The organism is Cyanobium sp. CH-040 (genome assembly GCF_024346135.1).
In the GTDB taxonomy this organism is placed as follows: domain Bacteria; phylum Cyanobacteriota; class Cyanobacteriia; order PCC-6307; family Cyanobiaceae; genus NIES-981.
Genome location: NZ_JAGQCJ010000001.1, coordinates 409,064 through 432,163 on the forward strand (window position 1 = coordinate 409,064; position 23,100 = coordinate 432,163).

Here is a 23,100-nt window from a genome sequence, read left to right on the forward strand (position 1 = left end):
CACATCCAGCAGGCGCATGCGGCGTACCGGCCTCTCCTCCATCCCCCAGCTGGGCCTGCGGGCTGTTTCCGCCAGATTGGCCGCCGCCACAGTCACAGCCACCGCCACGGTCCTGGCTGGTGCGCTGACCGGTGCGGCCGCCCTGCTGGTCGGCGGCGCCCTGCCGGTCCGGGCGGCAGCTCCATCGCCCCAGCTGCTCCAGAACCTGGAGGCGGCGTTCAACGGCCAGGGCGATCTCACGGCCCTGCTGGCCGAGGGCCCGGGCTTCGATCCCGCCGACGTGCGCAGGCGCCGCCAGCGGCTGCTCAGCCAGTTCCCCGATGCCCGCTGGCAGCTCGCCCAGGGGCCTGCCCTCAGGGATGGCCGGCCGACGGTGCTGGTGCAGGTGCGCGGCAGCCGTCAGGACGGTGCGCTCACCTATCGCCTCGAGGCCGAGCAGCAGCTGCTGCTGGAGAGCGACGGCCGCCGCATCAACGGCCAGACGGTGCTGCGCGAGCAGGCCCTGCTGCGCAGCGGCGAGGCCAAGCTGCCGGTGAGCGTGCTGATTCCCGACGCCGTGCTCACCGGCCAGCGCTACGACCTGGATGTGATCTTCGACGATCCCCTCGACGGTGCGATCGTGGCCGGCGGCATCGCCGATCTGCGGGAGGATCAGCTCACCGCTCTGGACAGCCCTTCCCTGCGTCTGGGCGCCCTGGGCGGCGGCGGGCTGTTCCGCGTCGTGCAGGCGCCCCTGAACCCCGGTGCCCAGACCTGGGCCGTGCTGCTGGTGCACCCCGAGGGTCTGGTGGGCATCAGCAAGCGGGTGCGCGTGGTGGCCGAGCGGGACCAGCTGCGGCCCTGACTCAGCGCAGGTCGGCGGGTACCAGGTAGCCCTTGCCGTCCCGGTCGAGCCGCTCGAAGTGCCGCTGCAGGTAGGGGTTCGCACCGGCTTCCCGGCGCTCGAGGCGGCCATCGCCGTTGCGGTCCAGCTGCTGGAACAGCTGCCGCATCCGTTGCTGGTACTGCTGCTGTTCACTGGCCCGGGCCGCAGGCAGTCCCCCCACATGGGCCGGGGCAGCCGCTGCCGCCGCGATCGCCAGGGCCCCGATCAGGGCACCCGCCAGAGCTGCTGGAATCCTGTTCATGACGTCAGGTTATGGAGCAGGTCCCGGCCGTCTGTGGCCGCACCCCAGGCAAGCTGTGACCAGATCTTTCCGGCGGGGCGGATGACAGGCCAGCGCATCTGGGTGGTGGATGACGATCCCGAACTGCGCCGGATGGTGGGCACCTATCTCACCGACCAGGGCTACGACGTGCGCTGCCTGGCCAACGCTGAGCAGCTGACGGCCCGTCTGGCCACGCAGCGCCCCGATCTGGTGGTGCTCGACCTGATGCTGCCCGGCGATGACGGGCTCACCCTGCTGCGCCGCCTGCGCGACGGCGGTGATGACCTGCCGGTGGTGATGCTCACCGCCAGGGGGGACGCGGTGGACCGCATCATCGGTCTGGAACAGGGGGCGGATGACTACCTGGCCAAGCCGTTCCTGCCCCGCGAACTCAGCGCGCGCATCGAGGCGGTGCTGCGCCGCCGGGTGGCCCTGCCGGCCGGCACCCCGCTGGCGGAGGGGCAGCGGATCCCCATCGGCGAGCAGGTGCTGGATCTGGCCTCCCGCACCCTGGAACGCGATGGGGCGGTGACCGTGCTCACCTCCGGCGAGTTCGCCCTGCTGGCGGCGTTCGTGCAGCACCCGCACCGGCCCCTGCCGCGCCAGCGGCTCGTGGAGCTGGCCCGCGGCCCGGAGTCGCTGATCGACAGCCGCAGCATGGACGTGCAGGTGTCACGGCTGCGCAAGCTGGTGGAACCGGATCCCGGCCGCCCCCGCTACCTGCAGACCGTGTGGGGGTTCGGCTACGTGTTCGTGCCCGATGGCCAGCCTCGCAGCCGTTAGGTCGGCACTGCCCTACGGCCTGGCCGGCCTTGGGGTGGCCCTGCTGGCCACGGTGCAGCTGCAGATGCTGCTGGCGGAGCGGCTGCAGCGCGACCGGATCGCCCAGCAGGGTCCCGAGGTGCTCTTCCAGCTGCGCCTGGCGGAGCTGGCGCTGGACCGCCTGCCGCCCGCCAAGCTGGCCCGGCTCAGCGGCCTGCCCCTGCGGGTGGGGGCAAACCCGCCGACCCGCCCGGATCGCGCCCTCGAGGCCCAGGGCGCGGTGCTGCGTGCGGAGCTCTGCCCCGCGATCGACCCCTGCCCCAGGGTGCTGCCGTCCGCGGGCGCCCGGCGGGGGGTGTGGGTGGAGGTGCTGGCGCCTTTGGATCCGGTGTGGTTGTTCGTGCCGATCCCGCCGGTGCGCCCCTGGCCGCCGGATCCGTGGCTGCTGCTGGTGGGCCTGGGCCTCGGCAGCAGCGCGGCCCTGCTGCTGTTCTTCTGGTGGGAGGTGCAGCGGCCGCTGCGGCAGCAGCAGCAGGCGCTGGCGCGGGTGGGGCATCACCAGTGGCCTGGCCTGCAGCGGGAGCGGGGCACGGCCGTGGTTCGGCAGCTCATCGGCCGCTTCAATGCCATGGTGCAGCGCCTGCAGGCCGGGGAACGGGAACGCTCGGTGATGCTGGCGGGCATCGCCCACGACCTCCGCAGTCCCCTCACCCGCCTGCGCTTCCGTCTCAGCCTGGCCGCTCTGCCGGCGTCCGACCTGCAGCAGGCGGAGGCCGACCTGGATGCGATGGAGCGCATCACCGGCCAGTTCCTGCTGTTCGCCGGCGGTGGCGATCACGAGGACCCGCTGGCGCTGCCCCTGGATCTGCTGCTGGCCGAGCAGGCGGCAGGGCTGGATGCGGGCGAGCTGGCGCTCGATCTGGAGCCCATGGAGCGGGTGGTGCAACCGGTGGCCCTGGCCCGCGCCGTGGCCAACCTCATCGACAACGCCCGCAGCCACGGCGCGCCGCCGCTGTGTCTGCAGCTGCGGGCGACGGAGCCTCTGGGCGAAGGGTTCCGGATCGTGCTCTGGGACGGTGGCCCGGGCATCTCCGCGGAGCGGTGGGAGCAGGCGCTGATGCCCTTTCAGCGTCTCGATGCCGCCCGCGGCGGCAGCGGCCATTGCGGCCTGGGTCTGGCGATCGCCGCCCGGGTGGCGCGGATCCATGGCGGCCGGCTGGAGCGGCTGGCAGGCGATGCCACCAGCCCCGGGGGGTTCGGCATCGCCCTCCGGGGGCGCTCGATCGACCGGCCCGAGGGCAGTGCCTAGAGCCCGGTCGGGCCAGGGTCAGCTGCCGAGCGCCGCATCCGCGGCGGCGGCGGCGTACCAGCGGGCCAGGGCCGAGACGTCGTCGTCGCCATGGCCCGCCTCCAGCAGGCTGTCTTCCATGGCGGCCACCAGCTGGCTCAGCGGAATCTCCACCCCGACGGCAGCGGCTGCCTCCAGGGCGATGGCCAGGTCCTTGCGGTGCAGGGCAAGCCGGAATCCCAGCGGGTAGCGGCCCTCCAGCATGTTGGCGGCGCGGTGCTCCAGTGCCCAGGAGCCGGCCGCGCCGGCCGTGAGGGCATCCCGCACCAGGGCCATCGGCAGGCCCAGCCTCCGGCCCAGGGCCATCGCCTCGGCCACGGCCGCGTAGCTGCCGGCCACCAGCACCTGGTTCACGGCCTTGGCCTGCTGGCCGGCCCCCACCGGCCCCAGGTGGGTGATCCGCTGCCCCACCACCTCCAGCAGCGGCCGGGCCCGCTCCACATCGGCACGGTCACCGCCCACCAACACCGAGAGGGTGCCGGCCCGGGCGCCTTCGGTGCCACCGGTCACCGGGGCGTCGATGTAGCCCACGCCCCGGTGGGCCAGATCGGCGGCCAGGGCCTGACTGGTGGCCGGGGCGATGGTGGAGAAGTCCACCACCAGGCTGCCGCTGGCCAGGGCCGGCCCCGCGGCCGTGAGCACCGCCTGCACGGCGGCGTCATCGCTGAGGCACAGGCAGATCAGCCCGGCAGCGGCCACCGCCGCCGGCACGGATGCGGCGGCCTCGGCGCCGGCGGCCACCAGGTCGGCTTCCGGGCCCGGGGTGCGGTTGTGCACCGTGAGATCGAAGCCGGCCCGCGCCAGGTTGGCGGCCATCGGCGCCCCGAGGGCCCCCAGGCCGAGGAAGGCGACGGCCGGCGGCCGCCGGGCGGTCAAGCCTCGTCGAGGGCGGCCACGCCGGGCAGCACCTTGCCCTCCAGCAGCTCCAGGCTGGCGCCGCCGCCGGTGGAGATGTGCGACATCTTCTCGGCCACGCCCACCTTCTCCACGGCGGCCACGGAGTCACCGCCGCCAATGATGGTGATGGTGCCCTTGGCGCTCAGCTCGGCCAGGGTGTGGGCGATGCCGTTGGTGCCGGCGGCGAACTTGTCGAACTCGAACACGCCCATCGGCCCGTTCCAGATCACGGTCTGGCAATCGGCCAGGGCCTCCTGGAACACCTTCACCGAGTCGGGGCCGATGTCGAGGCCCATCCAGCCATCAGGAATGGCATCGATCTTGGCGATCTGGCTGTTGGCGTCGGGGGCGAAGTTGTCGGCCAGCACCACATCGGTGGGCAGCAGGAACTGCACGCCCTTGGCGGCCGCCTTGGCCTCCAGCTCCTTGGCCAGCTCCAGCTTGTCTTCCTCCACCAGGCTCTTGCCTACCGACAGGCCGCGCGCCTTGTAGAAGGTGAAGATCATGCCGCCGCCGATCAGGATCTTGTCGCACTTGTCGATCAGGGCCTCGAGCACGCCGATCTTGCTGCTCACCTTCGAGCCGCCCACGATCGCCGCCAGCGGACGCTTGGGGTTGTCGATGGCGCCCTGCAGGTAGGCCAGCTCCTTCTCCATCAGGTGGCCGGCCACGTTGGGGCTCAGAAACTTGGTGACGCCCTCGGTGGAGGCATGGGCGCGGTGGGCGGCGCCGAAGGCGTCGTTCACGTACACCTCGGCCAGCGACGCCAGCTTCTTGGCGAATTCGGCCTCGTTCTTCTCTTCCTCAGCGAAGAAGCGCACGTTCTCCAGCAGCACCACGCCGCCCTCCTCCAGGGCCGCCACCTTGGCCTCGGCGTCGGGGCCGATGCAGCTCTCGGTCTTGGTCACGGGCACGCCCAGCAGGTCGCTGAGGCGGGCGGCCACCTGGGTGAGGCGCATGCCCTCGTTCACCTGGCCCTTGGGCCGGCCGAAGTGGGCCGCCAGGATCACCTTGGCGCCGTTGTCGCGCAGGTGGGCGATCGTCGGCAGGGCCGCCCGGATGCGGGTGTCGTCGGTGATGGTGCCGTTGTCGTCCTGGGGCACGTTGAAGTCGACCCGCACCAGCACCCGCTTGCCGCGCAGCTCGTCGACGCTGAGGCTGGTGAGGGATCGCTTCGCCATGGGACGCGTGTGGGAATAGGGATAAACGGGCCGGAGCTTAGCCCGCGGAGCGTCGTTCAGACTGAACCCCTCGACCCTGGATGCCACCTGGATGGCACCGGGACCCGCCAGCCATGTTCAAGACCGTTCTGTTCCCCATCGACCGCAGCCGCCAGGCCATGGACACCGCCGCCGTGGCCCTGCAGCTCGTGCAGGAGCACGGCAGCCGCCTGGTGCTGCTCTCGGTGGTGGAGCCCGGTGACGACGAGCCGGCCGTGGCCCAGCTGCTGGAGCAGGCGCGCGGCAGCTTCCAGCAGGCCGGCGTGACCTGTGAGGTGATCGAGCGGGAGGGCAAGGCGGCCTTCGTGATCGGCGATGTGGCCGACGAGATCGACGCGGACGTGATCGTGATGGGCACCCGCGGCATCACCCTCGAGAGCGACCAGGAGAGCACCGCCGCCCGGGTGATCCAGCTGGCGCCCTGTCCGGTGCTGGTGGTGCCCTGATGGCGGCGCCCATGCCGGCGGTGAACCTGCCGCAGCTGAGCGTCAACGCCCCGGCGATCCAGTGGTATCCGGGCCACATCGCCAAGGCGGAGAAGGCCCTGCAGGAGGCCCTGGCCAAGGTGGACCTGGTGATCGAGGTGCGCGACGCCCGCATCCCGCTGGCCACCGGTCACCCGCGGCTGCGGCGCTGGATCGGCAACCGGCAGCACCTGCTGGTGCTCAACCGCCGCGACATGGTGCCGGCCGCGGCGCAGCAGGCCTGGGATGCCTGGTTCCGCGGCCAGGGCCAGCCGATCTGGTGGTGCGACGCCAAGGCCGGCACCGGCGTGAAGCAGCTGCAGCAGGCGGCGATCCGGGCCGGCGAGGCCCTCAACGCGCGGCGCCGGACCCGGGGCATGCGGCCACGGCCGGTGCGGGCGCTGATGCTGGGCTTCCCGAATGTGGGCAAGTCGGCCCTGATCAACCGGCTGGTGCGCCAGAAGGTGGTGGAGAGCGCCCGCCGCGCCGGCGTCACCCGCAGCCTGCGCTGGGTGCGGCTGGGCCAGGAGCTCGACCTGCTCGATGCCCCAGGCGTGCTGCCGCCCCGGCTGGACGACCAGCAGGCCGCCCTGCGCCTGGCCCTCTGCGATGACATCGGCCAGGCCGCCTACGACAGTGAAGCGGTGGCCGTGGCCTTCCTTCAGCTCATCGCCAGCCTGGAACCGCTCACCGCCGCCGGTGTGCCCGCCGGCCTGCTGGAGCGCCGCTACGGCATCCCCGTGGCCCCGCTGCCCGCCGGCGGCCCCGATGGAGAGGGCTGGCTGGCGGCCGCCGCCGAGCGGCACACCAGCGGCGACCTGGGGCGGATGGCCACCAAGCTGCTCGACGACTTCCGCTGCAGCCGCCTCGGCGCCATCGCCCTGGAGCTGCCGCCGCCCTCCCCAGCTGCCGCCTGAGCCCGGCTCGTACGGTCGACGCCATGGACAAGGGCACAACGCCGATCCGGCCCGGCTTCGCCGAAGGCGAGGGCGAGCTGCTGACGCTCACCTATCCCAAGCCGCTGCCGATGCGGCTGGACCGCTGGCTGGTGTCCCAGCGTCCCGACCAGAGCCGCGCCCGCATCCAGAAGTTCATCGATGCCGGCTATGTGCGCGTGAACGGCATCACCGGTCGGGCCAAGACCCCCCTGCGCCACGGCGACACGGTGGAGCTGTGGATGCCGCCGCCTGAGCCCCTGCCGTACCTGATGGCCCAGGCGATGCCGCTGGATGTGCTGTTCGAGGACGAGCATCTGATCGTGCTCAACAAGCCCGCCGGCCTCACCGTGCACCCGGCTCCCGGCAACAGGGACGGCACCCTGGTGAACGGCCTGCTGCACCACTGCCCCGACCTGCCCGGCATCGGCGGTGAGCTGCGGCCCGGCATCGTGCACCGGCTCGACAAGGACACCACCGGCTGCATCGTCGTGGCCAAGAGCCAGGAGGCGCTGGTGCGGCTGCAGGCGCAGATCCAGCAGCGCATCGCCAGCCGCGACTACCTGGCGGTGGTGCACGGCCAGCCGGCGGCCGATGCGGGCACGATCGTGGGCGCCATCGGCCGCCATCCCGCCGACCGCAAGAAGTATGCGGTGGTGAACGATGCCAGCGGCCGCCATGCCTGCACCCACTGGCAGGTGGTGGAACGCCTGGGCGACCACGCCCTGCTGCGCTTCAAGCTCGACACCGGCCGCACCCACCAGATCCGGGTGCACTGCGCCCACATGAACCACCCGATCGTGGGCGATCCGGTGTATTCCCGCTGTCGCCGGTTGCCCCTGGAGCTGCCGGGCCAGGCCCTGCACGCCGTGCAGCTGGGGCTGAACCACCCGATCAGCGGCGAGCGGCTGGTGTTCGAGGCCCCCCTGCCGCCGGTGTTCGAAAAGCTGCTGGCGCTGCTGCGCCGCCGCACCCAGACTGGCTCCGCCTTTCCTCCCACGGCGCTTTCCATGGCGGAGCAGAACCTGCGGGCCTTCATCGCTGCGGTGCAGCAGGACCAGACCCTGCAGCAGCAGCTCGCCACCACGGCCGCCGCCGATGCCGACGAGGTGGCGAGCATCGCCCGCGGCGCCGGCTTCGAGGTGCTCCCCAACGACCTGGTGCGCTTCGGCGATGGAGCCCTGGTGGACTACGAGGACGAGGACTACTTCATGAAACCGCTCTGGTGGACCCTGCCCGGCTCAGCAGCCGGCTGAGTCCCACGGTCACACCAGCGCCGGCAGCCGCGGACAGGCCTCCACCAGCTGGCGGGTGATCGCCGCCTGCGGGTTGCTGAGCAGCGCCGATCCGGGGCCCTCCTCCACGATCCGGCCCCCGTCCAGCACGATCACGCGGTGGCAGAAGCCGCCGGCCACCGCCAGGTCGTGGGTCACGAACAGCATCCCCAGCCCCAGGCGGGTCTGCAGATCGCGCAGCAGCTCCAGCACCTCCGCCTGCACCTCGGCGTCGAGCATGCTCACGCTTTCGTCACAGAGCAGCACCTTCGGCTCCAGGATCAGCGCCCGGGCGATCGCCACCCGCTGCTGCTGGCCGCCGGAGAGCTGGCGGGGCAGGCGGTTCTCGAAGGCCTCGGGCGGGTTCAGCCCCACCGCCGCCAGCAGCTCGCGGGCGCGCTGGCGGGCGGCGGCGCGGCCGGCCAGGCCGTGGATCAGCAGCGGATCGGCGATCGCCTCGCCCACCCGCATCTGGGGGTTCAGGCAGGCCAGCGGGTCCTGGAACACCATCTGGATGCCGCGCCGGGCCCGGCGCAGGCTGGCGCCGCGCAGCCGCTGCAGATCCACCCCCTCCAGGCGCACGGCGCCGCCCCGCACCGGCGCCAGGCCCATCAGCGCCCGGCAGAGGGTGCTCTTGCCGCAGCCGGAGGCGCCCACCAGGCCGATGGTCTCGCCCTGCTGCAGCCGCAGGCTGACGCCGTCCACCGCCTTCAGCCAACGGCGCTGCCAGGGCAGGCCCGGCAGCGCATGCCAGCAGCGCAGCGCCTCGATCTCCAGCAGCAGCGGCGCCGCGGCCGGGGCCTGACTCTCGCTGCCCTCGCGTTCGCGCGCCTTGGCCACCAGCCGCCGGGCCAGGGGCGATTGCGGTGCCGTGAGCAGCTGCCGGGCCGGGGCGCGCTCGATCAGGCGGCCCTCATCGAGCACGGCGATCTGGTCGCACCAGCGCCCCGCCATGGCCAGGTCGTGGCTGATCAGCAGCAGGGCGCTGCCGGCTTCGCGGCACAGGCCGGTGAGTTCGGCCATCACCTGGCCGGCCACCGCCACATCCAGGCTGGTGGTGGGCTCATCGGCGATCACCAGCGGCGGGTTGAGGGCCATGGCCAGGGCGATCGCCAGCCGCTGGCGCATGCCGCCGCTGAATTCGTGGGGATAGCTGCCGTAGCGGTCCACGCCGATGCCCACCCGCCCCAGCAGCTCCTCGGCCCGCCGGCGCAGCTGCCGCCGGGTCCAGCCGGGGCGGTGGGCCCGCAGGGTGTCGGCCAGGTGGCCGCCGATGGTGAGCAGCGGGTTGAGCCGCGTCATCGGGTCCTGGAACACCAGGCCCACCGCCTCGCCGCGCAGGCGGCGCAGGGCCGGCCGGCGCAGGGCCCGGGGATCGCGGCCCGCCAGCAGCAGCTCGCCGTCGCAGCGGCTGCCGGCGGGCAGCAGCTGCAGCACGGCGCGCGCCACCGTGCTCTTGCCGCAGCCCGAGGGTCCCACCAGCGCCAGCGTCTCGCCGGGATCGAGGCTGAGATCGAGGCCGTCGAGGGTGGGGCGCTCGCTCTGGGGATAGGCCACCCGCAGCTGGTGCAGGCGGAGCACGGGGTCCGTCATGGGTGACGCGGCCCGCGGCGAGGGCGGCGGCGGACTGGTGCGATGGACAACGGCCGGTGCGCAATCACCCCCGAGTGTCGCTGCCTGCATACGATGAGGCCACTCCGCAGGACCCCATGCTCCCGGCGGCCACCGATCCGAATCCGAAGACGGATTCCACCGCGGTCGCGGCACCGGAGTCGCCTGCCCTGCCCACGGATCCCTCCCGCACCCGGTCGCAGCCCCCCTGCCCGCCCCTGGGGCGGCGGCCGATCCACGGGCCCGCCGACTACGGCGTGCCCCTTCCGGAGTGGCTGCAGCGCTGCATCGAGCATGTGCCGCCCGGCAGCGGCGAGAGCTGTCCCACCGACGCCGAGGCCCTGCTGGCCTCGGCGTTTGATTTCGCCTTCCAGCTGCACGAGGGCCAGTACCGCGCCAGCGGCGAGCCCTACATCATCCATCCGGTGGCCGTGGCGGATCTGCTGCGCGACATCGGCGCCAGCGCCGCGGTGATCGCCGCCGGCTTCCTGCACGACGTCGTCGAGGACACCGGTGTCACCCCCGAGCAGCTGGAGGAGCACTTCGGGGCCGAGGTGCGGGCCCTGGTGGAGGGGGTCACCAAGCTCGGCGGCCTGCACTTCACCAACAAGACCGAAGCCCAGGCCGAGAACCTGCGCCGCATGTTCCTGGCCATGGCCAGCGACATCCGCGTGGTGCTGGTGAAGCTGGCCGACCGGCTGCACAACATGCGCACCCTGGGGGCGCTGAAGCCGGAGAAGCAGCTGCGCATCGCCCGCGAGACCCGCGAGATCTACGCCCCCCTGGCCAACCGGCTGGGCATCGGCCGCTTCAAGTGGGAGCTGGAGGACCTGGCCTTCAAGATCCTCGAGCCCGACGCCTACCGCGACGTGCAGCAGCAGGTGGCCTCCAAGCGCAGCGAGCGCGAGCAGCGGCTGGCGGCCACCGTGCAGCTGCTGCGGGACCGGCTGCAGGCCATGGGGCTGGGGGACTGCGAGGTGAACGGCCGGCCCAAGCACCTCTACGGCATCTGGAGCAAGATGCAGCGCCAGCAGAAGGCCTTCCACGAGATCTACGACGTGGCGGCCCTGCGCATCATCTGCCCCAGCCTGGAGAGCTGCTACCGGGCCCTGGCGGTGGTGCACGACACCTTCCGGCCGATCCCGGGCCGCTTCAAGGACTACATCGGCCTGCCCAAGCCCAACGGCTACCAGTCGCTGCACACGGCGGTGATCGGCCGTCACCGGCCGATCGAGGTGCAGATCCGCACCGCCGACATGCACCAGGTGGCGGAATACGGCATCGCCGCCCACTGGAAGTACAAGGAGGGCGGCTCCCCCGCCGCCGGCGCCGACGCCGAGCGCTTCAACTGGCTGCGGCAGCTGGTGGACTGGCAGAAGGATGACCGCGGCGAGGACAGCAGCGACTTCCTGCGCTCGATCAAGGAGGACCTCTTCGACGAGGAGGTGTTCGTGTTCACCCCCAAGGGCGATGTGGTGGGCCTGCGCAAGGGCTCCACGGCCGTGGACTTCGCCTACCGGATCCACTCCGAGGTGGGCAACCACTGCCAGGGTGTGCGCATCAACGACCGCCTCTGTCCGCTGGCCACGCCGTTGCAGAACGGCGACTTCGTGGAGGTGATCACCGGCAAGAACGCCCACCCCAGCCTCGACTGGCTCAACTTCGTGGCCACCCCCACGGCCCGCAACCGCATCCGCTCCTGGTACAAGAAGAGCCACCGCGAGGAGAACATCCAGCGCGGCACCGAGCTGCTGGAGCGGGAGCTGGGCCGCGACGGCTTCGACGCCCTGCTCAACGGCGAGGCGATGGTGCGGGTGGCGCGCCGCTGCAACCTGGTGGGCACCGACGACCTGCTGGCGTCGCTGGGCTTCGGCGGGGTGACCCTGCACCAGGTGCTCAACCGCCTGCGCGAGGAACTGCGCCTCGACAGCACCGCCGCGGCGCCCCAGCTCAGCAACGAGGAGCTGGCCCGCAGCGTCTCGGCCCAGGGCGAGCAGGCCGCCAGCCGCCCCGCCGTGCACGGCAGTGAGAGTCCGATCCTGGGGCTGGAGGGGCTCGACTACCGCCTCGGCGGCTGCTGCAGCCCCCTGCCGGGCGAGCCGATCCTGGGGGCGGTGGCCCTGGGCAACCACGGCATCACCATCCACCGCCAGGACTGCGCCAACGTGGCCCAGGTGCCGGCCCAGCGCCGCCTGCCGGTGCGCTGGAATCCTGCCGTGGCCCAGCCCCGCCGCTACCCGGTGCAGCTGCGCATCGAGGTGCTCGACCGGGTGGGGGTGCTCAAGGACATCCTCACCCGCCTCTCCGACCACCGCATCAACGTGAGCGACGCGCGGGTGCGCACCACCCCCGGCAAGCCGGCGCGCATCGACCTGCGCGTGGAGCTGGAGAGCGCCGCCCAGCTGGCCGCCACCCTCAACCAGATCCGCTCGATGGCCGACGTGCTCGACATCGCCCGCACTGGCATCGGCTGAGCAGCCCGCATCGACACCCTCCGCCCCGCCCCCGGCCATCGGCAACCCCCTGCTGGCCCTGCCCTTCGAACCCGCCATCGAAGGCCTGGGACCCTGTCCCAGACGCCCGTGCGCCCCTTGATCGAGCGCATCTGGGCGGCGTGCGCTGGCCTGACGGCAGCGGGTGAGGGTGTGCCCACAGGTGCCGCAGCCCGTGCCTTACACGACAGCACCCCCGGGGGAGCCGGCCTACACAGCCCTCATCGATGCCGAACCCTCATGACCTCCGAGCAGGCCGCCCGCTTGATCGACGACACCCTGGCCCTGGTGCACCACCGGCTCCAGGCCCTGCAGACCCAGGCCCTCGGGCCGGAGCAGCAGGCCCTGGCCGCTGAATTCCGCGAATGGCGCCACCCCGCCGGCGGCCAGATCGACCTGATGGTGTTCCCGGGTCTGGCCAACCCCTGAGGCCGGTCGCTGCGGTCTCGTTCAGCCTTCGGTGCGCCGCTGCTCCCGCTCCAGCCACAGCCAGTACAGGCCGCCGCCGGCGGCACTGGCCGCCAGCCCCACCAGGGTGGAGCCGAGCAGCAGCCGGCTGGCCACGCTCCAGCCCAGGTCGCGCACGCCGTCCGCCCGCAGCGCCGCCAGCCCCGGCCAGCCGTTGGCCGGGCCCATCAGCCAGCAGCCCAGCTGGTAGTTGAACCAGTAGAGCGGCACATAGGTGAAGGGGTTGCTGACCCAGGTGCCGGCCGCCGCCAGCAGGTGGTTGCCGCGCACCAGCGAGGCCAGGGCCACGCCCAGCAGCGTCTGCAGCCCGAAGAACGGGAAGCAGCCGCAGAAGATCCCCGCCGCCAGCCCCCGGGCGCGCTGGCCGTGGCTGCCCTCCTGGGCCCACAGCCAGGCCAGCAGCCCCCGGGCGCGCCGCGCAAGACCCAGCAGCAGCCGTTGCAGCAGGGCCGGCAGGGACGAGGCGTGGGGCTGAAATGGGGGCATGAACGCCACAGACACGATCGCCGCCATCGCCACGGCCGTGGCCCCGGGCCAGGGCAGCGTGGCGATCGTAAGAATCTCCGGACCCGAGGCGGAGGCGATCGGCCGGCGCCTGTTCCACGCCCCCGGTCGGCAGCACTGGGAGAGCCACCGCGTGCTCTACGGCCATGTGGTGGATCCGGCCAGCGGTGAGCGGGTGGACGAGGCACTGCTGCTGCTGATGCGCGCCCCGCGCAGCTTCACCCGCGAGGACGTGGTGGAACTGCACGGCCACGGCGGGCTGGTGGCGGTGCGGCGGGTGCTGGAACTGGTGCTGGCGGCCGGGGCGCGGCGGGCCCTCCCCGGGGAGTTCAGCCAGCGGGCCTTCCTCAACGGCCGCCTCGATCTCACCCGCGCCGAGGCCATCGGCGAGATGGTCAGCGCCCGCAGCCGCCGGGCCGCCCAGCTGGCCATGGCCGGCATCGACGGCGGTGTGCAGCGGCGCCTCACGGACCTGCGCGCTCGCCTGCTGGATCAGCTGGCCGAGCTGGAGGCGCGGGTGGACTTCGAGGAGGACCTGCCGCCCCTCGACGCCGAGGCCGTGGCCGGCGAGCTGGCGGCCGTGCGCGGCGAGCTGGAGCGGCTGGTGGCCGAGGCCCGCCAGGGGGAGCTGCTGCGCGAGGGGCTGCGGGTGGCGATCGTGGGCCGCCCCAACGTGGGCAAGAGCAGCCTGCTCAACCTGCTCAGCCGGCGGGAGCGGGCGATCGTGACCGACCTGCCCGGCACCACCCGCGACCTGCTGGAGAGCGAGCTGGTGCTGGAGGGCGTGCCCCTCACCCTGCTGGACACGGCCGGCATCCGCGACACCGGTGACCGGGTGGAGCGTCTGGGCATCGAGCGCAGCCGCGAGGCCCTGGCGGCCGCCGATGCGGTGCTGCTGCTCTTCGACCTCACGGCGGGCTGGACCGACGAGGACCAGGCCCTGCGGGACCTGGTGCCCCCCGGCGCCGTGCTGCTGGTGGCGGGCAACAAGGCCGATGCCGCCGGCCTGCCCGCGGGGCCGCTGGCGCCGGCCGACGTGCGCTTCAGCGCCCTCACCGGCGAGGGGCGCGAGGAGCTGGTGGCGGAGCTGCTGCGGCGCTGCGGCGCCGGCCCGGCGGAGGGGCTGCAGGTGGCCCTCAACGTCCGCCAGCGGGATCTGGCCGCCGCCGCCGCCGAGGCCCTGGAGCGCAGTCTCGAGGCCGCCGCCCAGCAGCTGCCCTGGGACTTCTGGACCATCGATCTGCGCGCCGCCGTGCGCGCCCTGGGCGAGATCACCGGCGAGGAGGTGAGCGAGGCGGTGCTGGACCGGGTGTTCGCCCGCTTCTGCATCGGCAAGTAGTGCCAGGGCCCGTGGCCGCCTGCAGACTGCAGACAGCTCCGGCCTCCCGGCCCGCTGCATCCCCTGCCATGACCGCCTCCGATCCCTCCCCTGCTGCTTCGGCCACCGGGCCAGCCGCTGAGCTGACGCCGGCCCAGCGGGCGCTGCTGCGGTTGGTGTGCTGGGTGGCGATGGCCGATGGCGACTTCGCCGAGCAGGAGCGCCAGCTGCTGCAGAAGCTGGTGGCCAGCACCCTGCCCGCCCCGGCGGACAGCGCGGCCGATGCCGTGCAGGCCCTGGCGGCCGGGGCCCTCGAGGAACCCGACCTGGAGGCCCTGGTGGCCGATCTGGACGATGCTGACGACCGCCAGCTGGCGGTGAAGCTCGCCTTCCAGATGGCCTGCGTCAACCAGCGCCCTGAGGACGACGCGGTCATCAACACCGCCGAGAAGCGGGCCTACCGCCGCCTGGTGGAGCTGCTCAAGCTGCCGGAGACGGAGGTGGCGGAGGCGGAGTGGGCGGCCCGGCAGGAGCTGCAGCAGCGGCCGAGCCTGCTGGAGCTGATCAGCGGCCCCCTGGCCGGGTTCGGGGCCTGGCCTCCCCTGGAAGGCGACGGCGGAGCGCCCCCCGCCTACTGGCTCTGAGCCTGGCTCCCAGCCGTGATGCATGCCCCCAGCCTGCCGTTCACGCCGGCGCTCGAGCAGCAGCTGCGCCACTGGCTCGCCGAGGACATCGGCCGCGGTGATCTGAGCGCCCCGGCCCTGGCAGGCCGGCGCGGCACGGCCCAGTGGATCGCCCGGCAGCCCGGCGTGTTCTGCGGCGGCGCGCTGGCGGCGCGCCTGTTCGCCCTGCTCGATCCGGCGGTGACGGTGCGGCTGCCGGTGGCCGACGGCGAACCGGTGCAGCCCGATCAGGTGGTGCTGCAGCTGGAGGGGGAGGCCGCCGCCCTGGTGGCCGGCGAGCGCACGGCCCTCAACCTGGCCATGCGCCTGAGCGGCATCGCCACCGCCACCGCCGCCCTGGTGGCGGAGCTGGAGGGCACGGGGGTGGGGCTGGCCGACACGCGCAAGACCACCCCGGGGCTGCGGGTGCTGGAGAAGTACGCCGTGCGCTGCGGCGGCGGCATCAACCACCGCCTCGGCCTCGATGACGCCGCCATGCTCAAGGAGAACCACCTGGCCTGGGCCGGCGGCGTGGCGGCGGCGGTGGCGGCGGTGCGGGCCCAGGCGCCCTGGCCGGCGCGGGTGATCGTGGAGGCCGAGACCGATGCCGAAGCCGGCGCGGCGGTACGGGCCGGCGCCGACGGCGTGCTGCTCGACGGCTTCAGCCCCGAGCGGCTCAGTGCCCTGGTGCCACGCCTGCGCCAGCTCTGCCATGGGGCCGCCGCCGCGGGCGGCCGGGGAGCCCTGGTGCTGGAGGCCTCCGGGGTTGCCCCGGAGCACCTGCGGGCCTACGCCGCCACCGGGGTGGACCTGATCTCCACCAGCGCCCCGGTCACCCGCAGCCCCTGGCTCGACCTCTCGATGCGCTTCGCCCTGCCGATGGCCTGAGCGCCCCCAGCCGGCTGAGCGCTGCTCGATCAGCGGTGCTCAATGAGTTCGCTGGCCGGATAGCGCACCTTGGTCAGCGTGGCGTACTTGTCCTCGCTGCTGCGGTAACCCGCGGCGCACACCACGGCACTGCGGTAGAGCGACGCCTCCAGGCCGAGGATGCGGTCGTAGTCCGGCGGGGAGAAGCCCTCGATCGGGCAGGTGTCCACCCCCAGCAGCGCCGCCGCCGTCATGAAGGTGCCCAGGGCGATGTACACCTGGTTGCTGGCCCAGGTGCCGATGCGCTCGCTGCGGGGGCCGTGCACCAGGTCCTTCGCCATCAGCTCCCGGTAGCCGGCGAGCTGCTCGGGGCTCACGCCGCGGGCCGCGCTGGTGGCGCTGATCAACCGGTCCAGGTCGGCCTCGCTGACCGTGCGCTGGGCCAGGAACACCACCAGGTGCGAGGCATCGGTGACCTGGCTCTGGTTCCAGGAATGGGGCCGCAGCTCGGCGCGCAGGCCCGGATCGTCGATCACCAGGAACTTCCACGGCTGCAGGCCGTAGGAGGAGGGCGAGAGCACCAGGCTCTGCTCCAGCGCCGCCCAGGTTTCGGCGGGGATCCGACGGCCGGCGTCGAACGCCTTGGTGGCGTAGCGCCAGTGCAGGGCTGGAAGCAGGTCGTCGGGGGCCAGGATCATGGCGGCCGGCCGGGGGCCGGAGGCGGTGGGTTCGACGCAAGTTAGGAATCCGCAGGTTCCGCCGTGCCGTCGCCCCGCGGCAGGCTGAGGATCAGGGCCGAGCGGCCGGGCAGCCGCAGCGGGCCGGCGCCGTCGGCACCAACGGCCTTAGGCGGGATCCCCCTCTCTGGCTGTTCCCCTGCTGGCCACACCCGCCCACCGATCCCCGCCGGCGGGGCCACCACCAGCTCCCGCTCGCCGCGGTTGATCGCCACCCACAGCCGCTGGGGCCCCTCGCCCCGCTCCAGCACCACCACGTCGTCGTGGGGGCTGGGCAGGAAGCGCAGGGCGGCCGAGCGCAGGGCCGGCTGCTCCCGGCGCAGGGCGCTCAGCCGCGTGATCCATGCCGCCAGGGGGCCGGGGCTGCGCTCCCAGGGGTAGGCCTCGCGGCAGCCGGGCTCCGGCCCGCCCGCCAGCTCCAGTTCGGTGCCGTAGTAGAGGCAGGGTGCCCCCGGCAGCAGGAAGAGGCACAGCAGGCACAGCTGCAGGGCCTGGGTGTCGCCCTGCAGCACGTGCAGGGCGCGGGGGGTGTCGTGGCCGTCCAGCAGGTTGAGCTGGGCCAGACGGGTGGCCGCCGGATACCAGCCCAGCACCTCCTCCACCCGTCGCTCGAAGCCGGCCCGGTCAAGTGGCTGGTAGGGCGGACTGCCGAGGGCCGGCAGCACCAGTTCGCTGCGCAGGCTGGCCGCCCCGAAGTAACCCAGGATCGGCCAGGCCAGCGGGTAGTTCATCACCCCGTCGAACAGCGGCGGCTCCCCCAGCCAGGGGCGGCCGTCCCGCCAGATCTCGCCCACGATCCAGGCGTCCGGGCGCTCGGCACGCACCGTCTCGCGGAAGGCCCGCCAGAAGTCCGTCGGCACCTCGTCGGCCACATCCAGCCGCCAGCCGTCGATGCCGGCCGCCAGCCAGTGGCGGGCCACCGCCAGCAGATAGCGCCGCACGCCGGGGTGGGCGTGGTTGAAGCGCGGCAGGGCCGGATCGTTCCACCAGCAGTGGTAGCCGCAGCTCTCGCCGGGCGCCGGGTAGGGGTTGAGCGGCCAGCGCTCCACGTGGAACCAGTGGCGGTAGGGGGAGGCCTCGCCGTTCTCCAGCAGGTGGTGGAAGGCCCAGAAGCCTCGCCCGCAGTGGTTGAACACGCCGTCAAGGATCAGGCGCATGCCGCGTTCGTGCACCGCCTCGATCAGGGCGGCCAGGGCGCCGTTGCCGCCCAGCAGCGGATCCACCTGGAAATACTCGAAGGTGTGGTAGCGGTGATAGGCCGCCGAGGCGAACACCGGGTTCAGCGACAGGGTGTTGACCCCCAGGGCCTCAATGCGGTCCAGCGCGTCGATGACGCCCAGCAGATCGCCCCCCTGGAACCCCTGGCGCTCAGGGGGACTGCCCCAGGGCAGCAGCTCCAGATCCTGTTGCGCCTCCACCCGCCCACTGCGCCGGAAGCGGTCGGGAAACACCTGCAGCACCACGGCGTCAGCCACCCAGGCCGGTGTTGCGGGCTCCATCGATCGCCTTGGTGCAGCGCTGCAGCAGCGCTAGCACGAAACCAGTGACCCCTGGTGAGGCCCATGACCCAGCCCCTGCTGCTGGCCCTCGATCAGGGCACCACCAGCTCCCGGGCGGCGGTCTACGACAGCAGCGGCCGGCGATTGCTCAGCCGCAGCGCGCCCCTGGCCAACCGCTACCCCGCCGACGGCTGGGTGGAGCAGGACGGCGCGGCGATCTGGCGGAGCCAGCTGCAGGCGATGGCGGATCTGGAGCGGGCGCTCGAGCCGGAGCAGCGGCGCGCGCTGGCGGCCTGCGGCATCGCCAACCAGCGCGAGACCACCCTGCTCTGGCGGCGCTCCGGCGGGGAGCCGATCGGCCCGGCGATCGTCTGGCAGGACGGCCGCACCGCGACGATCTGCGCCGACTGGAAGCGCCAGGGCCTGGAACCGCTGCTGCGCGAGCGCACGGGCCTGCTGGCCGATCCCTACTTCTCCGCCAGCAAGATCGTCTGGCAGCTGCGCGAACACGGCGCCGCGGCGGCGGCCGGCCGCGGCGAGCTGGCCTTCGGCACGGTGGACAGCTGGCTGCTCTGGCAGCTCAGCGGCGGCCGCCGCCATGCCAGCGAGCGCAGCAACGCCAGCCGCACCCTGCTGATGGACCTGGAGTCGGCCCGCTGGGACGGGCTGCTCTGCGAGGCGCTGGGGGTGCCGCAGGCGCTGCTGCCCGAGCTGCTGCCCAGCGCCGCCGACTTCGGCGTGATCGCCCCCGGCCTGCCCTTCGCCGGCGTGCCGATCACCGCCATGCTCGGCGACCAGCAGGCCGCCACCCTGGGCCAGAGCTGTCTGGCGGTGGGCGACGCCAAGTGCACCTACGGCACGGGCGCCTTCCTGGTGATCAACACCGGCCGGGAGATCCGCCGCTCCAGCCAGGGGCTGCTCAGCACCTACGGCTGGCCGGATGCCGAAGGCCGCGCCACCTACTGCCTGGAGGGCAGCCTGATGAACGCCGGCACCGTGATCCAGTGGCTGCGCGACGGCCTGGGAGTGATCGAGCAGGCCGATCAGGTCAACGACCTGGCCGGCCGGGCGCCGGCCCGCAGCGGTCTGATGCTGGTGCCGGCCTTCACCGGCTGGGGCACGCCCCACTGGGACCCCCTGGCCCGGGGGCTGCTGATCGGCATCACCCGCGACACCGACGCCGCCCAGCTGGCGCGGGCCTCCCTGGAGGGCATCGCCCTGGCGGTGGCCACCCTGGCGCAGCTGGCCAGCGAGGCCCTCGGTGCCCCCCTGGCCGAGCTGGCGGCGGACGGTGGCGCTGCGGCGGCCGACCTGCTGCTGCAGGCCCAGGCCGATGCCACCGGTCTGGTGGTGCGTCGGCGGGGGGATCTGGAGAGCACCGCCCGCGGTGTGGCCCTGCTGGCCGCCCGCCGGGCGGGGGTGGTGGCGGATCTGGCGGCCTGGCGCCAGGTGCCCGGCGAGGAGCCCGTCAGCCGCTTCCGCCCGCAGCTGGGCGCCGCCGAGCGGGAGCGCTGGCTGGGCCGCTGGCAGGAGGCCCTGCGCCGCAGCCTCGCCTGGCACAGCCCCCCGGCAGGTCCCGGATCCGCTAGCCCTGCTCCCACGGGTTCCGCCGCCACCACCGCCCAGCCTTGATGACCGACGCCGCACCGACCACCGCAAGCCCGCCCGCCAGCACCACTCCCCGCTTCGACCTGCTGGTGATCGGCGCCGGGGCCAGCGGCGCCGCGATCGCCTTCGAGGCGGCCCGGCGCGGCCTGGCGGTGGCGCTGGTGGAGGGCCGTGACATCGCCAGCGGCACCAGCAGCCGCAGCACCAAGCTGCTGCACGGCGGCGTGCGCTACCTGGAGCTGGCCTTCCGCCGCTTCGACCGGCGCCAGCTGCAGCTGGTGCGGGAGGCCCTGGTCGAGCGCGGCCACTGGCTGGAGGCGGCGCCCTTCCTGGCCCGGCGCCTGGAGCTGCTGCTGCCCACCCGCCAGCCGGTCGCCAAGCTGTATTACGGCGCCGGCCTGGCCCTCTACGACGCCCTGGCCGGCCGCAGCGGCATCGGCGCCAGCCGCTGCGTGCCCGCCGCCGAGGTGGAGCGGCTGCTCCCCGAGCTGGCCCCCGGCCACGGCGGCGTGGCCTACAGCGACGGCCAGTTCGACGACGCCCGCCTCAACCTGCTGCTGGTGCGCACCGCCGCCGATCTGGGGGTGCGGGTGTGGACCCACACGCCGGTGGTGGAGCTGCTGCGCGACGGGGCGGGGCGGCTCAGCGGGGCGGTGCTGCAGCGGCCGGACGGCGGCACCGAGCGCCTGCAGGCGGCGGTGGTGGTCAATGCCACCGGCATCGGCGCCGACGCCGTCCGCCGCCTGGCCGATCCGGATGCGGCCCCCCGGCTGCAGGTGAGCCGCGGCGTGCACCTGGTGCTGGCGGCCGACCTCTGCCCCGACGGCACCGGCCTGCTGGTGCCCTCCACCGACGACGGCCGGGTGCTGTTCGTGCTGCCCTTCCAGGGCCGCACCCTGGTGGGCACCACCGACACCGCCTGCCCCGGGGAGGCGGCTGAAACCCCCAGCGCCGCCGAGGAGGCCTACCTGCTGGAGTATGTGCGCCGCTGGTTCCCGGCCCACGGCGAGCCGGCGGTGGCCAGCCGCTGGGCGGGAGGCCGCCCCCTGCTGCTGCCCCAGGCCGGAGAGGCCGGAGGCACGGCCGGGATCGTGCGCGAGCACGCCGTGGAAACCCTGCCCTGCGGGCTGGTGAGCCTGATGGGTGGCAAGTGGACCACCTGTCGCCCCATGGCCCTCGATGCCCTGGCGGCGGTGGCCGAGCAGCTCGGCCGCCCCCTGCCGGAGCCGCCGGGCGCCACGCCGCTCCTGGGGGCGGCAGCCGACGGCCCCACCACCCGCCGCCGGCTGGCGGCGCTGGAGCAGCGTCTGCGGCAGCACCACGACCCCGCCCTGGTGGCCCACCTGCTGGCCAGCCACGGCCTGGCGGCCGAGGCGGTGCTGGCCTGCGCCGCCGGTCCGGCCGAGCTGGATCCCCTCAGCGCCGTGATTCCCCTCACGGCCGCCGAGGTGCGCCATGCAGCCCGCCACGAGTGGGCCCGGGCGCCCGACGACGTGCTGGAGCGCCGCTGCCGGCTGGGCTTCGTGGACCGGGCCGAGGCCGACCGCCTCCGTGGCCCGGTGCAGGCGCTCGTTCAGGAGGAGCTGGAGCGGCTGGGGGCTTCCTGCTCACCCCCGGCCTCCTCCGGATCCTCCCGCACCAGCCACCAGAAGAACCCGTAGGCCGGCAGGTACACGAACCAGTCGGCACTGGCGGGCGGAAACTCGCAGCCCCAGAGCACCTCGCGCACCTGGCTGCCCTGCCAGGCACTGAGGTCCAGCCGGGTGGCGGCGCCGGCGCCGGACACGTTGGCGGCGATCACCAGGGTCATGGCAGCCGTGCTGCGGGCGTAACACAGCACGCTGGGATGGTCGCTGGCCAGCAGGCTGAAATCGCCGTGGCGCAGGGCCGGCAGATGCCGCCGGCTGGTGAGCATGCGCCGGTGCCAGTTGAGCAGCGAGCCGGAGAGCTGCTGCTGCACATCCACGTTCACCACCCGGTAGTCGTAGCCGGGGGCCGTGATCGGCGGCAGCACCAGCAGGGGGTCGGGGGCGGAGGAGAAGCCGCCGTTGCGCTCACTGGTCCAGGCCATCGGCGTGCGGTTGGGGTCGCGGTCGCGCAGGCCCGGCCAGTCGCCCATGCCCAGCTCGTCGCCGTAGTAGAGGCAGGGCAGACCCGGCAGGCTGTAGAGCAGGCCGTGCAGCAGCGTGTTGGGCCGGGGGTCGCCGTTGAGCAGCGGCGCCAGGCGCCGGTTGATGCCCCAGTTCAGCCAGTGCCCCTCGGCGGTGGGGAAGCCGGCGCGGATCGATTCCACCACTGACTCCTCCACCAGGTGGCCGTCGCCCAGCCAGAGCTCGTCGTGGTTGCGCAGGGGCAGGGCCCAGCGGCAGCCCGGCACCAGCGCCTGGGCATGGGCCAGGCACTCCCGCAGGTCGCTCACCCGGCCGCGGGCCAGCGCCGCGAACAGCTGGGCGGTGAGCACGAAGTCGAAGGCGGCATGCAGCTCCCCCGCCTCCAGGTAGGGGGCCGATTCGCGCACGGGCTGGATCGCCTCGGCCAGCAGCAGCACGTCCCGGCCGCAGGCGTCCACCTGCCGGCGCACGCGCTGCAGGAAGGCATGGGTGTCGGGCAGCCCCTCGCAGCGGCTGCCCTCCTCCTCGAACAGGAAGGGCACGGCATCGAGGCGGAAGCCGTCCACCCCCCGCTCCAGCCAGAAGTCCACCACGCTGAGCATGGCGGTCCGCACAGCCGGGTTGGCGTAGTTGAGGTCGGGCTGGTGACGCAGGAAGCGGTGCAGGTAGTACTGCCGCGCCACCTCGTCCCACTCCCAGTTCGACTGCTCGAAGTGGCGGAACAGCACCGGCGCCTCGGCGTAGCCGCGGTCGTGGTCTCGCCACACGTAGAAGTCGCGTTCGGGGCTGCCGGCCGGGGCCCAGCGGGCCCGCTGGAACCAGGGGTGCAGCACGCTGGTGTGGTTGAGCACCAGATCGAGGATCACGCGGATGCCGCGCCCGTGGGCCTGCTCGATCAGCTGGGCCAGGTCATCCAGACGGCCCAGGTCGGGGTGAATCGCCGTGAAGTCGGTGATGTCGTAGCCGCCGTCCCGCAGTGGTGAGGGGTAGATCGGCGTCAGCCAGATGGCATCGATCCCCAGCCACTCCAGATAGGGCAGGCGGCTCGTGATCCCGGCCAGATCGCCGATGCCGTCCCCGTCCGCGTCGCTGAAGCTGCGCGGCATCAGCTGGTAGATCACACAGCCTTCCCACCAGTGCCTGGGCTGGTCCGGCATCAGGGTGTCGCGCTGCAT

General features: G+C 73.4%; 21 protein-coding genes and 1 pseudogene. 14 read left to right on the top strand and 8 right to left on the bottom strand.

Going from position 1 to position 23,100, the window contains the following annotated elements:
- Positions 1 to 16 precede the first annotated feature (16 nt).
- On the top strand, positions 17 to 844 hold the full coding sequence (locus tag KBY90_RS02130) for a hypothetical protein (RefSeq protein WP_254966752.1): 828 nt from the start codon (positions 17 to 19) through the stop codon (positions 842 to 844).
- A 1-nt stretch (position 845) separates the two neighbouring features.
- On the opposite strand, the gene KBY90_RS02135 is transcribed toward KBY90_RS02130, so the two are convergent.
- Positions 846 to 1,127 carry an EF-hand domain-containing protein gene (locus KBY90_RS02135; RefSeq protein ID WP_254966753.1) on the bottom strand — a complete coding sequence of 94 codons (282 nt, stop codon included), beginning with the start codon at positions 1,125 to 1,127 and terminating at the stop codon, positions 846 to 848.
- Positions 1,128 to 1,208: 81 nt separating this feature from the next.
- Here KBY90_RS02135 and KBY90_RS02140 point away from each other — a divergent pair, with 81 nt between their 5' ends.
- Both KBY90_RS02140 and KBY90_RS02145 read left to right on the top strand, forming a co-directional pair.
- A complete protein-coding gene (locus tag KBY90_RS02140; protein ID WP_254966754.1) occupies positions 1,209 to 1,931 on the top strand; it encodes a response regulator in 723 nt (240 codons plus the stop codon).
- Positions 1,909 to 3,219, top strand: a complete 1,311-nt coding sequence (locus KBY90_RS02145) for an ATP-binding protein (RefSeq protein ID WP_254966755.1) — start codon at positions 1,909 to 1,911, stop codon at positions 3,217 to 3,219. Before KBY90_RS02140 ends, KBY90_RS02145 begins: the two co-directional genes overlap by 23 nt.
- Positions 3,220 to 3,237: 18 nt before the next feature.
- On the opposite strand, the gene KBY90_RS02150 is transcribed toward KBY90_RS02145, so the two are convergent.
- Positions 3,238 to 4,134, bottom strand: coding sequence for an NAD(P)-dependent oxidoreductase (locus KBY90_RS02150; RefSeq protein ID WP_254966756.1), 897 nt, complete (start codon positions 4,132 to 4,134; stop codon positions 3,238 to 3,240).
- Positions 4,131 to 5,336 carry a phosphoglycerate kinase gene (locus KBY90_RS02155; RefSeq protein ID WP_254966757.1) on the bottom strand — a complete coding sequence of 402 codons (1,206 nt, stop codon included), beginning with the start codon at positions 5,334 to 5,336 and terminating at the stop codon, positions 4,131 to 4,133. The genes KBY90_RS02150 and KBY90_RS02155 overlap by 4 nt, the downstream gene beginning before the upstream one ends.
- A 113-nt stretch (positions 5,337 to 5,449) precedes the next feature.
- On the opposite strand from KBY90_RS02155, the gene KBY90_RS02160 reads away from it, so the two are divergent.
- The 4 genes and pseudogenes from KBY90_RS02160 to KBY90_RS02175 all read left to right on the top strand — a co-directional run bounded on the left by KBY90_RS02160 (position 5,450) and on the right by KBY90_RS02175 (position 8,030).
- The gene (locus KBY90_RS02160; protein WP_254966758.1) at positions 5,450 to 5,821 is read left to right on the top strand and encodes a universal stress protein; all 372 of its coding nucleotides are present in this window, start codon (positions 5,450 to 5,452) and stop codon (positions 5,819 to 5,821) included.
- Entirely contained in the window at positions 5,821 to 6,756 is a 936-nt protein-coding gene (gene ylqF, locus KBY90_RS02165; RefSeq protein ID WP_254966759.1) for a ribosome biogenesis GTPase YlqF, read from the top strand. Before KBY90_RS02160 ends, ylqF begins: the two co-directional genes overlap by 1 nt.
- Positions 6,757 to 6,779: 23 nt before the next feature.
- A pseudogene (locus tag KBY90_RS02170) lies at positions 6,780 to 7,757 on the top strand (RluA family pseudouridine synthase); the annotation flags it as partial.
- Positions 7,758 to 7,784: 27 nt separating this feature from the next.
- Positions 7,785 to 8,030 (top strand): Nif11-like leader peptide family RiPP precursor, encoded by a 246-nt coding sequence (locus KBY90_RS02175; protein WP_254966931.1) that lies wholly within the window; start codon positions 7,785 to 7,787, stop codon positions 8,028 to 8,030.
- 9 nt (positions 8,031 to 8,039) lie between these two features.
- Here the strand turns inward: KBY90_RS02175 and KBY90_RS02180 are convergent, their stop codons facing one another.
- Entirely contained in the window at positions 8,040 to 9,641 is a 1,602-nt protein-coding gene (locus KBY90_RS02180) for an ABC transporter ATP-binding protein (RefSeq protein ID WP_254966760.1), read from the bottom strand.
- Between the two features lie 116 nt (positions 9,642 to 9,757).
- On the opposite strand from KBY90_RS02180, the gene KBY90_RS02185 reads away from it, so the two are divergent.
- Together KBY90_RS02185 and KBY90_RS02190 are read left to right on the top strand one after the other, a co-directional pair.
- On the top strand, positions 9,758 to 12,133 hold the full coding sequence (locus KBY90_RS02185; protein WP_254966761.1) for a bifunctional (p)ppGpp synthetase/guanosine-3',5'-bis(diphosphate) 3'-pyrophosphohydrolase: 2,376 nt from the start codon (positions 9,758 to 9,760) through the stop codon (positions 12,131 to 12,133).
- 258 nt (positions 12,134 to 12,391) lie between these two features.
- Positions 12,392 to 12,580 (top strand): hypothetical protein, encoded by a 189-nt coding sequence (locus KBY90_RS02190; RefSeq protein ID WP_254966762.1) that lies wholly within the window; start codon positions 12,392 to 12,394, stop codon positions 12,578 to 12,580.
- Positions 12,581 to 12,601: 21 nt separating this feature from the next.
- On the opposite strand, the gene KBY90_RS02195 is transcribed toward KBY90_RS02190, so the two are convergent.
- On the bottom strand, positions 12,602 to 13,105 hold the full coding sequence (locus KBY90_RS02195; RefSeq protein ID WP_254966763.1) for a DUF2062 domain-containing protein: 504 nt from the start codon (positions 13,103 to 13,105) through the stop codon (positions 12,602 to 12,604).
- Here KBY90_RS02195 and mnmE point away from each other — a divergent pair.
- The 3 genes from mnmE (at position 13,104) to nadC (ending at position 15,991) form a co-directional block, all read left to right on the top strand.
- Positions 13,104 to 14,462, top strand: coding sequence for a tRNA uridine-5-carboxymethylaminomethyl(34) synthesis GTPase MnmE (gene mnmE, locus KBY90_RS02200; RefSeq protein WP_254966764.1), 1,359 nt, complete (start codon positions 13,104 to 13,106; stop codon positions 14,460 to 14,462). The genes KBY90_RS02195 and mnmE overlap by 2 nt on opposite strands.
- Positions 14,463 to 14,530: 68 nt before the next feature.
- Positions 14,531 to 15,085 (top strand): TerB family tellurite resistance protein, encoded by a 555-nt coding sequence (locus tag KBY90_RS02205; protein WP_254966765.1) that lies wholly within the window; start codon positions 14,531 to 14,533, stop codon positions 15,083 to 15,085.
- Between the two features lie 18 nt (positions 15,086 to 15,103).
- Positions 15,104 to 15,991, top strand: coding sequence for a carboxylating nicotinate-nucleotide diphosphorylase (gene nadC / locus KBY90_RS02210; protein WP_254966766.1), 888 nt, complete (start codon positions 15,104 to 15,106; stop codon positions 15,989 to 15,991).
- A gap of 29 nt (positions 15,992 to 16,020) precedes the next feature.
- Here the strand turns inward: nadC and KBY90_RS02215 are convergent, their stop codons facing one another.
- Entirely contained in the window at positions 16,021 to 16,668 is a 648-nt protein-coding gene (locus KBY90_RS02215) for an NAD(P)H-dependent oxidoreductase (RefSeq protein ID WP_254966767.1), read from the bottom strand.
- 41 nt (positions 16,669 to 16,709) lie between these two features.
- Positions 16,710 to 18,206 (bottom strand): glycoside hydrolase family 13 protein, encoded by a 1,497-nt coding sequence (locus KBY90_RS02220; protein ID WP_254966768.1) that lies wholly within the window; start codon positions 18,204 to 18,206, stop codon positions 16,710 to 16,712.
- A gap of 63 nt (positions 18,207 to 18,269) precedes the next feature.
- Between KBY90_RS02220 and glpK the strand changes: the two genes are divergently transcribed.
- Both glpK and KBY90_RS02230 read left to right on the top strand, forming a co-directional pair.
- Positions 18,270 to 19,838 carry a glycerol kinase GlpK gene (gene glpK, locus KBY90_RS02225; protein ID WP_254966769.1) on the top strand — a complete coding sequence of 523 codons (1,569 nt, stop codon included), beginning with the start codon at positions 18,270 to 18,272 and terminating at the stop codon, positions 19,836 to 19,838.
- Positions 19,838 to 21,475: a glycerol-3-phosphate dehydrogenase/oxidase gene (locus KBY90_RS02230; protein ID WP_254966770.1), complete on the top strand. Its 1,638-nt coding sequence runs from the start codon at positions 19,838 to 19,840 to the stop codon at positions 21,473 to 21,475. Before glpK ends, KBY90_RS02230 begins: the two co-directional genes overlap by 1 nt.
- Here KBY90_RS02230 and KBY90_RS02235 read toward each other — a convergent pair.
- Complete coding sequence (locus KBY90_RS02235) at positions 21,388 to 23,082, bottom strand: alpha-amylase family protein (protein ID WP_254966932.1); 1,695 nt, start codon at positions 23,080 to 23,082, stop codon at positions 21,388 to 21,390. The genes KBY90_RS02230 and KBY90_RS02235 overlap by 88 nt on opposite strands.
- Between the last annotated feature and the right edge of the window lie 18 nt (positions 23,083 to 23,100).